A 14,725-nucleotide genomic window follows, 5' to 3' on the forward strand; every position below is an offset into this window, starting at 1 on the left:
AACGGCGTTGATGCCGTTCGTAATGAATAAGGTGTGATCGTTGCCGGGTTTTAGAAGATCCGGTAACGGTATTTGATCTTGTCGACGTTGAGGGAGAGCTCGCGCATGTTGATGGACGCCTGGATTTCCTGTACGGCTTCGTTTTTGAGGCCGCGGAACTCGTTCTGTTTGGCTTCCACGATGGCGCGTTCTGCCAGGGCATTGTCTTGCGCGAGGCGGAGCGAGTGGTTCACCTTGGTATAATAGGAATCCAGGAGGCTGAAGTACTCGTTATAGAGGTTTTCGAAGCGTTTGGTCATGAGTACGAGGTCTTCGAGCTGGTTGTTCGCTTCCTTCAGGTTGGGATTGTCGCGCAGGAGGCCCTCGTAGTTGATTTTTCCGCCTTTGGAATACTGGGCTTCCAGTTTTGCGAAGAAATCCACCACTTTATCTTTCCGGAAATCGATGAAATATTCGTTCAGCGATTCGGCGATGGTTTTGTTGCCACGGGCGGGAAGGGGCGTTTTGAGCACCTGCGCGGTGAAGGCGAGGTGGTCGTACATATTGTCTTGCAGCAGGGAAAGCTGGTCTTTATTGAAGTTGAGGCCGAATTCGAACTTCTGGTTCGCATCGTTGAGGGCCGTGTAATAGATCACGTATTTATTCAGCTCCTTCTCGAAATCCTGCAGCAGTTTGTGGTTAATGGCCTTGTTGGATTGGCTCACGCTGTGGAGGAAGTTCATCACCGAGCTGGCGATGGCCAGGGGCGGGGTGAGGGAGGTGAACGATTTGAAGATCGGGCTGTTGATGATGGATTTGGTGGATTCCACCAGCTTGGTATTGCGCTCGTTCTTGTCGGATTTTCCTTTGAGGATGATCTTTTCGACCAGTTCCACGACGCGGTCGCTCAGCGAAAAGCCGAGCTCCTTGCTTTCCGGGTTGTTGAGCGAGGTGATGAACACGTCCAGGTTGGAGGTGGTGGTCCTGGATTTGAGGTCGATGATCTTTTTGTTGAGCAGATAGTAGGTTTCGGAGGCCTGGATCAGGTTGTTCTTGATCAGGTCGTATTTGGTGATATTGTCCAGTTCCCGGCCGAGCGACAGCTGTTCGATGGCTTTGGCGTTCTGTTTATCGCTGTCGGACACTTTTTGCAGATCCTCCATGATTTTCTTGATGGTCGTATCGGCGGTCCTTACCTGCGGCGGCTTGATATCCGTCGGCGGCGTGGGCGTAGGGTCCTGCGCCAGTGCGGTCAATGTCACAAATCCCGTCATCGCAAATGGCATCATCCATCTGATTAGCTTGAGCATGCTTGAAATGTCCTTTTTATGTTAAGAAAACCTTAAAGAAAATATAATGCCAAAAATAGTTCCAACATGTAAAGATAGTGATAAATTTTACTGCATAACCCCTAGTCAATAAATCCCGATCGTCGTATTAGGCCTTTTTTATACCTTTGGCGGCTGAATTACCCCTGTTTTTTGATTAAAACTGATTGACATTGAGCATACGGCACCAGGCGGCACTGGCTAAGAAATATATCCGTTATTATATGACGGCGGGCAACCGGCACGATGTGCATTCGCCCTTCGTGTACGGTCTTGTAGAAGAAGTGCTCAACAAAAAGGCCTTCCGCCCGGAATACGGGCCGGTGGAGCAGTTGCGCGCACGGCTGTTGCAGAGCAGCGATGTGGTGGAGGTGACAGACCTTGGTGCCGGGTCGCTGACGGGCGCTTCCAATACCCGGCGTGTCCGCGATATTGCGCGGCACGCGGCCAAACCGGCTAAATTCGGACAGCTGTTCTACCGCCTCGTGCAATACCTGGATGCAAAGAACGTCCTGGAACTGGGGACTTCCCTGGGCCTTTCCACGGCTTACATGGCTTCGGCCGGGGCCACGGTGCATACCATCGAAGGCTGTCCCAACATCGCGGCGCTCGCCAAGTCGAATTTTTCGGCGCTGGGCCTGGAAAATGTCCGCCAGCATACCGGCAATTTCGACAATGAGCTGCTTGGCGTGCTTCAAAATATGCCGAACCCCGATATCGTGTATATAGACGGCAACCACCGGGAGGAGCCGACGGTCCGGTATTTCGAGGAAAGCCTGGCGTTCCTCCGGCCCAACAGTATCGTTATTTTCGATGACGTGCATTGGACGGAGGGGATGGAGCGCGCCTGGGAAACGGTGAAATCCCATCCTTCCGTTACTACTACCATCGATCTTTTCTTTATCGGGATTGCGTTCGTAAGCCCCGATTTCAAGGCGAAACAGCATTTTACCATCAAATTCTGAGAAAACCGGCGTAAATTCCGGTATGCTTCCATCTTACGTGCCCGCCCATAAAAGCGACGACAAGGCGATCGAATTGCTGCGCAAAACCGAATGGGCGGAGGCACGGCCGTATGCCATGGCCTTGATGGAGTGGCTGGCAGATATCAATTGCCCGCATTTCAACCCGATCTACAATTACCTCATGCCGCATATTCACGAGCTGACCGCGGAATTCCGTGAGGTGTTCGCTACGGACGATGATATCTGGAAAACCAACTGTATTTATCTCCTCGAAAAATCGCGCGTTCCCGTGACAGACCCGCCACTGCTGGCGATGCTGCTGCGAATGGCGGAAAATCCAACTTCCGGCGAAATCTATCACGATACGTCTCAGGCGGCGCGGGAGCTGGCGCAGGAATGGAAACTTCTCTGACTAGTAAAAGGGCAAACCCTATTCATCCGAAACACAGCCGCATTCCCCATTTTTGCCACCGGGAACGGAATAGGCCGTCGTAATTTTACGGCATGAAACCACCGTTTATCCCTGCCGGCAAATCCGATGACGACGCCATCGAAATTTTGCACCGCACGCCCTGGGGGGAAGTGAAACCCCATGCCATGGCCCTTTTGGAGTGGCTGCAAGACATGAACTGGCCCATTTCACGGCCGGTTTTTGAGTACCTGGAACCCCGTGTGAATGCGCTCTTTCCCGAGATACTAGACATCTTCGCAAAGAACGACGATATCTGGAAAGCGAACATGCTGTACCTGCTCCGGTCTGCCGATCCCGTGCCGGACGATGAGCGGCTCCGGGCCGCCGTTCTTCGCATCGCGCAGCATCCTACGCCGGGCGAGATAGCGGAAGACGCCGCAGAAGCGGCGATCGAACTTGCCCAAAAATGGGCGCTTCTCTGATCACGGCACGATCGTCGTAAAGAGATACGTCGCCAAAATCACCAGCAACACTACGCCCTGCTGGATGTTGGTGCGCCCGGCATTGAAGGAAATACTGATCGTGAACAGCGATAACAGCAACAATAAAGTGGATTTGGTATCGATCCCCAGCGTTACGTCGAACCCCGCGATGATAGACACCAGCGCCACGGCGGGGATCGTGAGGCCGATCGATGCGAGGGCCGACCCCAGCGCCAGGTTCAAACTTGTTTGCAGACGGTTCTTGCGGGCCGCGCGGATGGCCGCGAGGCCTTCCGGCATGAGGATCACGGCGGCGATGATCACGCCCACCAGGCTTTTGGGCGCGCCAAGGTCCATGACGATGCCCTCGATCGTGGGCGACAGCTTTTTCGACAGCAGCACTACGATGGCCAGTGAAACAACGAGGGTGACGAGGCTGATGAAGGTGGTGAGGCGGGAAGGCGGCGCTGCGTGGTAATCTTCCTCATTTTCTTCCGGCAGGAAATAATCGCGGTGGCGGACGGTTTGGACAGACACGAACCCGCCGTACAAAACCAGTGAAATGATGGCTACGAATATGAGCTGGCTGGAAGAATAGACGGGCCCGGGCGTGGTGGTCGTGAAATTCGGCAGCACGAGCGTGAGCACGGAAATGGCCGTGAGGGTCACGAGCGCTGCGGAAACGCCTTGTTTGATATAGATCTGTTCTTTATGGAGATAGGATCCCCAGAGCAGGCAAATCCCGATAATGCCCGTGTTGATGAGCATGATGGCGGCGAAAACGGTGTCGCGCGCGAGGGTGGTGGAGCCGGCGCCTTCTTTGGACAGCATCATCGACACGATGAGGGAAACTTCTATGACGGTGATGGCGAGCGCGAGGATGAGGGTGCCATAAGGCTCGCCTACTTTATGCGCCACCACTTCGGCATGGTGAACGGCGGCCAGTACCACGCTGATGAGGGAAACACCAAGGAGAGCGGCCATCCAGCCAGACAAGTCTGCTCCCGCAAACGCGAGGAAACAGGCCCCGATGATGGGGGAAACGAGTGTCCATAACGGGAGCTTGATGTTCCATTTGCGGGAAAGAATGTGATTGTATGGCATGGTGTAAAATAAGTATTTACCGTTCCCCGGCACATTAAAATTCCATTAGAATCCGGGTAACTAAGACTAATATAACTGATAAGTAAGGCGTTTTGTTGAATGGATGTTTGTAATATGGGGGGATTGATGGTATGTTTAGGAGGGGGAGGCCCGCTGGAATTGATATTCGATATTTTAATTATTATAAGAGCAAACTTATGATAACAGTAGAAGAACTATATGATTGGTATCAGGGGACACTGGCTGAATCAGGATCGCGTGTGCTCGAAGAAGACGATGTTGCCCTTGGTACTTATATCTTTGAAGACTTTGTGGTTGATGCGCATTCCTGCCTGCATCCCGACTGTCTTAAAAGATTACATGAAAATGGGTTGATCAGTGAAGAGAAAATGGCGCTGAGTTTGCAGCTTCGGACTTGGGCAAGCGAAATAAACTCACGCGGTGAGCGGGGCGTGGAAAAAGTGCGTACATCTGCATTCTGGAAGGACTTGATGGCTTTGAGCGATAGGATCGGTTCGATGAAATGACTGGGCGCGCTTTTATGCTGGATGCCGATCGGAAAGTGGTGGCCGGAAAGGATTGAGCGGCGCAAGTCCTGTCAAAAACAACCGGCCAGGTACAAGTGCGAGAGTGGGTAAGTTTTTTAGCAAGTAACCCCGAACTACTATGAATAAACGATTTATCTGGAGCTTCGTTATCTTTTTCGTCCTACTGGCAGGATTCCTGGTGTACGTCAACGTAAAGGAGAATTTGCTGGAGCAGGGCATTCGTGACAACCGCGCTTTCACCACCGGAACGGTCACGGAGATCGAGGAGCGCGGGCATAAGCGCCGCGACCGGGTTGCTTTTCAATACCAGTTCGGTGGTAAGGCGTATGCCGGCGTGCGGTGGATCCATGTGCCCGAGCCCTGGAAATACACGCTGCCGGGCCGCACGGTGCCGGTTGTCGTGGATGCGGAAGCTCCGGAGAACGCACGATTCCTCATTTTTCCGGGGGATTTTGAAGAACTGGATATGCCTTATCCGGATAGCATCAGGCTGCGATTTCCATTTCCATGATATAATGCAGGTACAGATTCCTTGCTGGATGAAGTGGATGATCGTTGCCTGTTTTTCCCTCTGCTGATTTACAAATACCCCTTCCCGTTATACCCGAAAATCAACTGCGAAAATTGCTGGGCAATAACCCAAATCGATGCAAAAGTGATTGTAAATTATACACATGCGGTTGAAAAGATGTGAAAAAAACACATGGAAAAAATGCGATGATTCAGCAATTCTTTTCATACCTTAGCTCCATCGAAACACTATGGCCCTATGCCACAGTTCAACGTACACCTATTGAAACGAACTAATTAATGTAAACCCGTTACCCGTAGACATTTGAGATCCCGTTACCTACTGATCGCCACACTCATCCTGGCTTTCAGGACATCCTTTGCCCAAAGTATTCCGGTGAAACTGGAAGCAGATAGGTCTCCTGCCTGGGCGGACAGCTTTGTATATCGAATCAAGGATTCCGGTTACTTCGCTTTCCCCGCAGGGAACTGTAAAGGCATGCGCATTCATCCCGTGAAGATGTACGAGCTGCAGGAAATGCTGGTAACGGTGGTGGCCGATCGCAAGCGCCCTCCGCGCCCCGCGCCTCCGCCTCCGCCGAAACGCCCGCCCTTCCTCGTGATCCATGGAAACGTGATGTATGATTATTATTACCAGGGAAACACCGATACACCTTATATAGAAAAGGACATCCATCAACATACCGTTCAAACGAGTATGTCCGTCACCGTGCGCGACCAATACCCGTTGCGGTTCACGTTCAGCACTTCGCAAAGCAATTCCCGCATCCTCCGGAACATGACCGGCCTCAACCTGGGATATTCCGCCAACGATCTGCGGCACGCCATCCTCCAGAAAGCCCGTAAATGGGACGGAGGGCGCATCGCCAACTGGAAGGAGCTGGATGGGATGAAGACAGACATCCGCAAGCTGCAGGATTCCCTGCTGCGCATGCGCGCCTGGTTTTCTTCACCGTCGCAGATTCAACGTATGATCGAAGCGCGCGAAAGGGAGCTATACGGCCAGCAAAAGCCGCAAATCCCCGCCCTGCCCGACAAAAGGATGTTGCCGCTGAAAGGGCGCCGGCTCCCCGATCTCGCAGGCAAATACAAAGGAAAGGCAGACAGCGCCGTGGCCCCGCTGCTCAAGGAATACGAAACCCGCAAGGCACAGGCGGATTCGCTGGAAGCCAGGATCGCCGGAATGGACGCCAAATACCGCGCCCGCCTGGAAAAACTCGGCGCCCGGAAAGAATCGCTCGTAGCGCTGCTTAACCGCAACGCTTCGCCCGCAGCGCTCATCAGCGAGCTCGACCGCATGCGGGTACCCGATTCCGTGCTGCCCAAAGGATATAAAACCCTGCTTTCCATCCGGTCTGCCGGTATCGGCCGCTCCATGATCGATTACTCGGAACTGACCGCCCGCAACATCAGCATCGTGGGCGCCAACGTGGAAGTAAACCCCTCATGGTACGCGGCCGTCGGCATCGGTGCCGTAGATTACCGGTTCAGGGATTACCTCGTCAAGTCGGCCGGCCCCAGGCAGTTCCTGCAGCTGTACCGGGGCGGTTATGGCCTCAAGGAAGGAAGCCACGTATATGTAACTTATTATACCGGCCGCAAACAGGCGTATAATTTCAACCTGCAGGACAATCCGAACGTGCAGGTACCCGATAGCCGCCTGATGGGCGTTTCGGTGGAAGGGCGCTGGCAGCTCGGGAAATTTTACAGCGTGACGGGTGAAATCGCCCGGTCGTCGCTCCCGCAGCACGAACGCGCCAAAGAAGGCAGCAACCTCGCAGGTAGCATGGTTAAACTGAGCGACAACAGCGCCCAGGCATATTCCCTCTCCGCAGAAGGCATGCTGCCCGCAACGGGGACGAAGGTGAGCGGCCTCGTCAAAAGGATGGGCGCCAATTTCCAGTCGTTCAGCCTCTACACCACCGGCAGTGCTCAAACGGCGTGGATGTTCCGGGCCGACCAGCCGTTCTTCAAAGACCAGCTCACGCTGAGCGCTTCCGTCCGCAAAAACGTGTACGCCAGCGTATTCGAGAACGCGCAGTTTTTATCGAACACGGTTTTCAAGAGCGTGCAGGCAACGTTCCGCCGGAGGAACTGGCCTTCGGTTTCACTGGGCTATTTCCCCAGTTCGCAGCTCATCAAAACGGGCGATCATTCCTTCATGGAAAACATGTTTTACACGCTGGTGGGAACGGCCAATCATTTTTACCGGATGAACGGCCTGCAGATGAACACCATGCTGTCTGCCACCCGTTTTTACAATCGCCAGTCAGACACCGCGTTCGTGTATTTCAACAGCACGAACCTCACGGCGCAGCAGGCGGTATTCCTGGGGAAATGGCACCTCAACGGCCTTGGCAGCCTGATCTCGAACACGGAATACAGGATTTACGGATGTGAAGGCAACGCGTTGTTCAAAGCCAAAAGTTGGCTGGACGTAGGTGCAGGCATCAAATATAATTATCAGACCACCTACCGGATACGCCAGCTGGGATATTCAGCGAACCTCCGGGTGGAGGTGCCCAAAGTCGGTGAAATTGCGCTCATGGCCGACCAGGGTTTTTTACCGGGAACCGCCAGGAGGCTGGTCCCCAACAAAACCGGGCGCGCCACTTTTACCAGGACTTTTTAACCCGATTTATGAAAAGTTACCTATACCTATTTTTCCTGCTGGCCGCTTTCCCTGTTGCGGCGCAGGTCACGATCACCCCGGTGGTGCCGCCCGCAGGCATCCTTCAGAAAAACCAGTTGTGGAACGTGGTGCTCGCTTCGGCGGTAGACCGTCCACTCCAGGTGCAGGTTATTTTGCGCTTGCTCGACGCGGAGCAGGGGCAGCCGGTGCTGACGGGCATTTCGCGCGGGTTCACCCTCGCGCGCGGCGCGCGGCAGCTCAAGCAGGAAGATGTGGAGCCTGTTCAATACGAATACCTCTCGCCAGCCATCGACCGGAATGTGAACGCGTTACTGCCGCCCGGCAAATATCTCGCCTGTTACAATATCGAAGTGACCGGTGGCAAAACCGCTTTCAGCCGCGAAGAATGCGTGCCGATCGTGGTGGAGCCGATCAGTCCGCCGATGCTGAACCTCCCCGCCAACGGCGCTTCGCTGGATACGAGGCTTCCGCAGTTCACCTGGCTCCCCCCCGCGCCGCTGCAGCAGTTCCGCCAGTTGCGGTACGAGATCGTAGTCGCGGAAGTGCACGACGGACAGCCGCCCGTGGAGGCCGTTCAACAGAATATTCCCGTGTTGCGGATGCCCAGGTTGCAGGAAAATTTCCTGTCGTACCCATCGGGCCACGCAGCGCTCGATACGGGCAGGACCTATGCCTGGACGGTGATCGCGAAGGAAGGCATGCATTATGCGGCGCAGACGGAAGTCTGGACATTCCGGCTGAACGGTGCGCGGATGGCTGGTTTGGGAGAATCGAACAAAGTGTACGTGCAACTCCGGCGCGAGCTGGACGGGAACGTGCTCGGTGCTTCGCGCGAGTTGTCGGTGGCGTATGTGAACGAGACGGCGGATAAGGAAGCGGTGTATGAACTGGTGGCCCTCGGCGAAGGGAACCGCATCGTGAAATCGGGCACACTGCCGCTGGTGCGCGGCGCCAACCGCATCGATGTGCCGTTGCCGCGCCGCGCGGGGCTCGCAGACGGGAAGATCTATCTCTTCCGGCTGAAGAACAGCCGCGGAGAGCAATGGCAGATCAAATTCAACTATCAAGCAGAAAAATAACCTATACCTGAAAAATATTGTAAGATGACGCGTGCTTTTGAAGAAAAGGGACGGAGGATCATTGCCTGGACATTGCTGGCCATGCTTTACTTCGAAACGGTGATCCCCGCTTACGCATTGGGCGTTCGCAATGCCCCGCCCCCGGCTACTTTTACCCGTAAAGCCCCCAAAGTTCCGGCTGCGGTCCCGGTAGCGGACGCTTCGCCCCGAAGGGTGGAAAAACCGGAGAAAGCGCCGCCGGCCCCGGCGCCGAAACCGTTCAACGGCGGGCCTACCCAGCCGGAGAGCCAGGCTTTCCAGTCGGTAAACAGTGCCAATATGGTGGACCTTTTTACGGGGGACTTCTCGTATAACATTCCCTTGATCGACGTGGGCGGATATCCGCTGGGTTTGGGTTACAGCAGCGGCATCGGGATGGACCAGGAGGCGAGCTGGTGCGGGCTCGGGTGGAATATCAACCCGGGGAGTATTTTGCGCAACCTGCGCGGCATCCCGGATGATTTCAACGGTGATGAAAAGATCACGAAATCTTTATCGATAAAAGACAACAATACCTATGGTGGTTCCGCAGGTGCGGTATTCGAGCTGGCGGGATTCCCGATGAAATCGGGACTGAAGGTGGGATTGGGCGTTTTCCACAACTCCTACAACGGATGGGGCGTGGAAACGATGCTGATGCCCAGCGTGAACGTGGGTTCTGCTTCGTTCGGCACGCTGACGGCGGGTTTGTCGCTGACGAACAATTCGCAGGAAGGTTTTTCCGCAAGCAGCAGCCTTGGTTATACGACGGCGGCGATCGACGGGAAAGATGCGGGCATGTTCAAGGGAACGGCCAATGCATCCCTCGGTTACAATTCCCGTTCGGGGATGAAGGCCTTACAGTTTTCCGGCGGCGTGCAACTGACACAGGCGATCATGAAAGATATCAAAGACGATGGAAAAGTTGTAGGAAAGGACCAGATCGGAACACGCACCGGCTCCAGCACATTGTTCAGCAGCCGCCTTTCCTTCGCATCACCGTCGTTCACGCCATCCATTTCGGTGCCCTGGACGAGTGCCAGCACGGCCATCAATATCAAAGCAGGTGGTGAATTGAAGATACTTGCCTCTTCGTTGGAGGCGACCGGATATTGGTCCAAACAGACGATCGAGCCCGAAGACCGGGTGCAGCAGCTGCCGGCATACGGTTATCTCCATTATGAAAAAGGGAAGAATAATCCTTCCGCACTGCTCGATTTCAACCGCGAACGTGAAATCCCTTACCGCGACGAGTCCGACGTTCCCAACATCGCCATCCCGTCTTATACGTACGATATTTTCAGCATGTCGGGAGAAGGAACGGGCGGTACTTTCCGGGCTTACCGGAGTGATATCGGGTTCGTGCACGACCATCATATGCATACACGGGATAAATCCTTCAACGGTGGTGCAGATGTGGCTTTCGGCGACCTGGCGCACATTGGTGTAGATCTGGCGGCATCCCGGTCGCGCACGGATTCCGACCCCTGGACCGGCAACAACCCCCTGGCGGAAAACGTGGCATTCACGAACTCCGACAAGTTGTATGAAGCCGCCTATTTCCGCAACCCGGGCGAAAAAACCGTTGTGAACGGCAATTTTCACAATGCGATCGGGGGAGACGATGTCGTGTATCCCGAAATCCGGAAAAACGGAGGCATGTCCCCGCTGATGGCCACCACAGGGCAACTGGCCCGGTACCGCGGCGGCCGGACGCTCGAACGGTTCCCGCTTCCCGCCGCCAGCGCCAGGAAAGAAGACCGCGACAAACGTACGCAGGTGATTTCTTACCTGAATGCGGAAGAAGCGTCGGAAGTAGGGTTCCCGAAACTCATCGAGAACTATGGCATGAACCAAACCGTGGAAGCGAATTGCGAAACGGAATTTCCCATCGATACGGAACAGGAGGGGACGGGTTTGAAATGGGACCTTTATACGGATGCTTATTGGGGTACGAATGTTTGGATCGGAAAAAATACCAGAAGGCTTGATTGGCCTGATCTCAAATCTTTCCGCGATTCGGGCGTATATCTGGCGCAGCCGCAGAAAAATTTTGCACAAAGATGGTACGGAAGGATCAAGGCAACTTACACTGGAAAATATCAGTTCAACATCAATGCCGACGATGCCCAGAATTTAAGGGTCAATGGATTGTTGATTTCAACCCACTGGGAATCGGGGCAAGACGGAAGCTGGACGCATCGCGCCACGCCGCTATATCTTGAAGAGGGTAAAGTGTATGACTTCACCGCCGAACATGCCAATTATAGTGGCAAACGTTCCATGTACAAACTGCAATTAGAAGGCCATCCGTTCGATTACAAGAGCTGGTACTGGCCTGCCGCTGCAGATACTTTCGTGGCAGTGCCAGGCAAGCTCTTCAAAGAGAAACGCCTCAACGACTTCCGCAAGAAAAATCATCTTTCCCAGATCGACGTCCTCAACAATGACGGCATGCGTTATGTATACGGCCTTCCCGTCTACAACCTCTCCCAGAAAGAAGTGACCTTCGCGGCGAAGAAGGAAAACGGCAATCGAGATAACGGCACCGTTACCTACGACCCCGCCACAGACGCAACACTGGGCGCAAACAAAAACGGACAGGACAATTATTACAGCTCGGAAACCCTCCCCGCATATGCCCACACCTTCCTGCTGACGGGCATCCTGTCTTCCGATTATGTAGACGTAACGGGCAACGGCATCTCCGACGACGATCCCGGGAACGCCATCAAATTCAACTACACCAAAACCGCCGGCGCCCGCAATCCCTACAAATGGCGCACGCCAAACGGCCAGGTGGCGGGTTATAATGAAGGCCTCCGGACAGACAGCCGCGACGATAAAGGCAGTTATGTATATGGTACGAAGGAATTGTGGTACCTCCATTCCATCGAATCCAAAAACATGATCGCCACCTTCACCCTGGAAGACCGCGACGATATGTTTTCCGTGCTTGAAGACGGGACCATCGAAACGGGGAACAATTCCGCCAAAAGACTGAAAGAGATCAACCTCTACTCGAAAGCGGAATTCCAGAAATTCAAAGACAAAGCCAGGCCGGTAAAAACCGTGCATTTCGAATACACTTACGAATTATGCAGGAACAGCACTACTTACCCCGGCCGCGAAACCGGCAAACTGACGCTGAAGAAAGTATGGTTCTCCTACAATGGCAACAAAAAAGGACAGAAGAACGCTTATGTGTTCAATTACAGCGGCGCTAACCCGCAATATAATTCACAGGCGTCCGACCGCTGGGGGACTTTCAAAAACCCGGCCGACAATCCCGGTTCCGTAAGCGGTAACACCGTTTCCAACGCGGAATTCCCCTACAGTGTGCAGGATAGCGCCGTAGCGGCCCGCAACGCCGCGGCATGGTCGCTCGATTCCATTCACCTGCCTTCCGGCGGGCGGATCAAAGTGACATATGAAAGCGACGAATACGCATTCGTACAGAACCGTCGCGCGGGGATCATGTGCAATGTGGCCGGGTTCTCCAAATCCATGCCCACACAGCTTTCTCAGGTAAATCAATTCCTGTATGGCAACGACGATCATCTCTATATTTCCATCCATGTCCCCGAAGCGGTGCATTCCGTGAAGGAGATCGATGAAAAATACCTTCAGGGCATGACGGAACTGTACTTCCGCCTGAATGTAAATATGCCGACAGACCGGTGGGGCAGCGGCGCGGAGTTCGTCAGCGGATATGCTACCCTGGAACCCGGCCAGTATGGATTTTACAACAGCGGGAAAACGATCTGGCTGAAAGTGAAGAGCGTCGATAAAAGCGGTGATTATGGCGGGAAATACAGTCCTTTCGCCAAAACCGCCGCCCAGTTCGTTCGCCTCAACCTGCCCACCAAAGCGTATCCGGGAATGGACATGGGCGATAACCTCGGTGTGGAAGCCGCCGTGCAGCTGATTGCAGGGATGGCCACCGGCGTGGTAAGCGCGTTCCGCTCGTTCGACAACCTGGCACGGGCCAATAAATTCGGGCAAACGGCCGATCTGAAACGCTCTTTCGTTCGCCTGTACGCGCCGGCCTATCGCAAGATGGGCGGCGGGCTGCGTGTGAAGAGCATCAAAATTTACGATCACTGGAATGCGATGACCAAACAGAAGGAGTCGCTTTACGGTACGGAATATCTGTATACCAAACTTCATGACGTCGGTGGAAAGAAGATCGAGATCAGCAGCGGTGTGGCTACCTACGAGCCCATGATGGGAGGGGAGGAGAACATGTGGCGCGAACCGATCAAATATACCGACCAGGCCGCGAAGCTGGCGCCCGTTACGCTTGGGTACGTGGATATGCCTTTGGGCGAAACCTTCTTCCCGCACCCGTCTGTAGGCTACAGCAAAGTGCGGACGCGGTCGCTCCGCACGGAGAAAACCCGTTCCGCCAACGGTTTCGAGGAATCGACCTTCTATACCGCTTATGATTTCCCGGTGTTTACCGACCATTCGCTGCTTAATGAAGACGCGAAGGAGCGCTATACGCCGAAGCTGTTGAATATGTTGAAGATCAATGCGGTGAATGTGGTAGGCGTAACGCAGGGCTTCAAGATCGAACTGAACGATATGCACGGCAAACCCCGTTCGCAGGCGAGCTATTCGCAGCTGGACAGTAAGGAGCCGATCACGTCCACTACTTATTATTACCGGGTGGATGATCAGAACGCGGAGCACAAGCGCCTGCGCAACGATGTATTGTCGATGGGCGCCAACGGCCAGATCGATGGCACGGCGATCGTAGGGAAAGACATGGAACTGATGCTCGATATGCGCCAGCAGCGGTCGGTGAGCCTGTCGGTGGATTTCAACGCCAACGTCGACATTTTCTCGTTCCCCATGCCGTTCCTCCTGAGCTGGCCTTCCGGGTATGTGTTCCCGCAGCGGCAGGAAACGATGTTCCGCTCCGCCGCGGCTACGAAAGTCATTTATCGGCATGGCCTGTTAGACAGTGTGGTGGCGGTTGACAAAGGGAGCCGCGTAACCACGCACAACATGCTGTACGATGCGGAAACGGGAGATGTGATCCTGACTTCGGCGCAGAACGAATTCGACGATACGCTGTATAATTTCAAATATCCTGCGGGATGGATGTACGACGGGATGGCGGGTGCTTACAAAAACATCAGCGCCGTGTTCGAACATGTTTATTTCAGGGAAGGGAAAATTGTAGGTGGAATTGCGCCTGCAGACATCAACAAATACTTCACGGGCGGCGACGAGCTGCTGGTCTACTCCCGCAACCCGGTAAACCAGGACCCCTGTCAGCCCATCCTGGCCACTTTCCCGAGCGCCGGCAAGATCTGGGCGGTAGATGCCAGCGCCAATACCGGAGACGCACCTGAAATTTTCTTCCAGGACGCGGATGGCAAGCCTTTCAACGGGCACGACGCCTACCTGAAGATCATCCGTTCCGGCCGCAGGAACATCGCAGCTTTGGCCGGTTCCGTTTCCATGATGGTGAACCCGCTCCGGCAGATCGGCAACGGGTTCCAGTTGCAGATCGATGAAAATTCACGCATCACCCATGCAGAAATGATCGAGTTTAAACAGTCGTGGCAGGTGGAAGACAAGAAAAAACAAAAGATCGTCTGCTTTTTCTAAACCG

The 14,725-nt window shown here is 54.3% G+C and carries 10 protein-coding genes; 8 read left to right on the top strand and 2 right to left on the bottom strand.

What is annotated here, in order from left to right; all coding sequences use genetic code 11:
* Positions 1-50: 50 nt before the first annotated feature.
* On the bottom strand, positions 51-1,289 hold the full coding sequence (locus tag ACQKLP_RS20025; RefSeq protein WP_427324685.1) for a hypothetical protein: 1,239 nt from the start codon (positions 1,287-1,289) through the stop codon (positions 51-53).
* Positions 1,290-1,480: 191 nt separating this feature from the next.
* On the opposite strand from ACQKLP_RS20025, the gene ACQKLP_RS20030 reads away from it, so the two are divergent.
* The 3 genes from ACQKLP_RS20030 (at position 1,481) to ACQKLP_RS20040 (ending at position 3,166) form a co-directional block, all read left to right on the top strand.
* Positions 1,481-2,272 (top strand): O-methyltransferase, encoded by a 792-nt coding sequence (locus tag ACQKLP_RS20030; protein WP_427324686.1) that lies wholly within the window; start codon positions 1,481-1,483, stop codon positions 2,270-2,272.
* Between the two features lie 22 nt (positions 2,273-2,294).
* Positions 2,295-2,684, top strand: coding sequence for a DUF5071 domain-containing protein (locus ACQKLP_RS20035; RefSeq protein ID WP_427324688.1), 390 nt, complete (start codon positions 2,295-2,297; stop codon positions 2,682-2,684).
* A gap of 92 nt (positions 2,685-2,776) precedes the next feature.
* Positions 2,777-3,166 carry a DUF5071 domain-containing protein gene (locus tag ACQKLP_RS20040; protein ID WP_427324689.1) on the top strand — a complete coding sequence of 130 codons (390 nt, stop codon included), beginning with the start codon at positions 2,777-2,779 and terminating at the stop codon, positions 3,164-3,166.
* On the opposite strand, the gene ACQKLP_RS20045 is transcribed toward ACQKLP_RS20040, so the two are convergent.
* A complete protein-coding gene (locus ACQKLP_RS20045; protein ID WP_427324690.1) occupies positions 3,167-4,270 on the bottom strand; it encodes a calcium:proton antiporter in 1,104 nt (367 codons plus the stop codon).
* Between the two features lie 197 nt (positions 4,271-4,467).
* Between ACQKLP_RS20045 and ACQKLP_RS20050 the strand changes: the two genes are divergently transcribed.
* The 5 genes from ACQKLP_RS20050 (at position 4,468) to ACQKLP_RS20070 (ending at position 14,721) form a co-directional block, all read left to right on the top strand.
* Positions 4,468-4,797, top strand: a complete 330-nt coding sequence (locus ACQKLP_RS20050) for a hypothetical protein (RefSeq protein WP_427324691.1) — start codon at positions 4,468-4,470, stop codon at positions 4,795-4,797.
* 139 nt (positions 4,798-4,936) lie between these two features.
* Complete coding sequence (locus tag ACQKLP_RS20055; RefSeq protein ID WP_427324692.1) at positions 4,937-5,329, top strand: DUF3592 domain-containing protein; 393 nt, start codon at positions 4,937-4,939, stop codon at positions 5,327-5,329.
* A 498-nt stretch (positions 5,330-5,827) separates the two neighbouring features.
* Complete coding sequence (locus ACQKLP_RS20060) at positions 5,828-7,981, top strand: hypothetical protein (RefSeq protein ID WP_427324693.1); 2,154 nt, start codon at positions 5,828-5,830, stop codon at positions 7,979-7,981.
* Positions 7,982-7,989: 8 nt separating this feature from the next.
* Positions 7,990-9,081, top strand: a complete 1,092-nt coding sequence (locus ACQKLP_RS20065) for a hypothetical protein (protein ID WP_427324694.1) — start codon at positions 7,990-7,992, stop codon at positions 9,079-9,081.
* 24 nt (positions 9,082-9,105) lie between these two features.
* Complete coding sequence (locus ACQKLP_RS20070; RefSeq protein WP_427324695.1) at positions 9,106-14,721, top strand: PA14 domain-containing protein; 5,616 nt, start codon at positions 9,106-9,108, stop codon at positions 14,719-14,721.
* The last annotated feature ends 4 nt before the right edge of the window (positions 14,722-14,725 follow it).

This window comes from Chitinophaga sp. NPDC101104 (genome assembly GCF_050277495.1).
In the GTDB taxonomy this organism is placed as follows: domain Bacteria; phylum Bacteroidota; class Bacteroidia; order Chitinophagales; family Chitinophagaceae; genus Chitinophaga.

Coding starts and splice junctions, on each gene's coding strand:
- ACQKLP_RS20025 (WP_427324685.1), bottom strand. CDS start 1,289: ATGCTCAAGCTAATCAGATGGATGATGCCATTTGCGATGACGGGATTT.
- ACQKLP_RS20035 (WP_427324688.1), top strand. CDS start 2,295: ATGCTTCCATCTTACGTGCCCGCCCATAAAAGCGACGACAAGGCGATC.
- ACQKLP_RS20040 (WP_427324689.1), top strand. CDS start 2,777: ATGAAACCACCGTTTATCCCTGCCGGCAAATCCGATGACGACGCCATC.
- ACQKLP_RS20045 (WP_427324690.1), bottom strand. CDS start 4,270: ATGCCATACAATCACATTCTTTCCCGCAAATGGAACATCAAGCTCCCG.
- ACQKLP_RS20050 (WP_427324691.1), top strand. CDS start 4,468: ATGATAACAGTAGAAGAACTATATGATTGGTATCAGGGGACACTGGCT.
- ACQKLP_RS20055 (WP_427324692.1), top strand. CDS start 4,937: ATGAATAAACGATTTATCTGGAGCTTCGTTATCTTTTTCGTCCTACTG.
- ACQKLP_RS20060 (WP_427324693.1), top strand. CDS start 5,828: ATGCGCATTCATCCCGTGAAGATGTACGAGCTGCAGGAAATGCTGGTA.
- ACQKLP_RS20065 (WP_427324694.1), top strand. CDS start 7,990: ATGAAAAGTTACCTATACCTATTTTTCCTGCTGGCCGCTTTCCCTGTT.
- ACQKLP_RS20070 (WP_427324695.1), top strand. CDS start 9,106: ATGACGCGTGCTTTTGAAGAAAAGGGACGGAGGATCATTGCCTGGACA.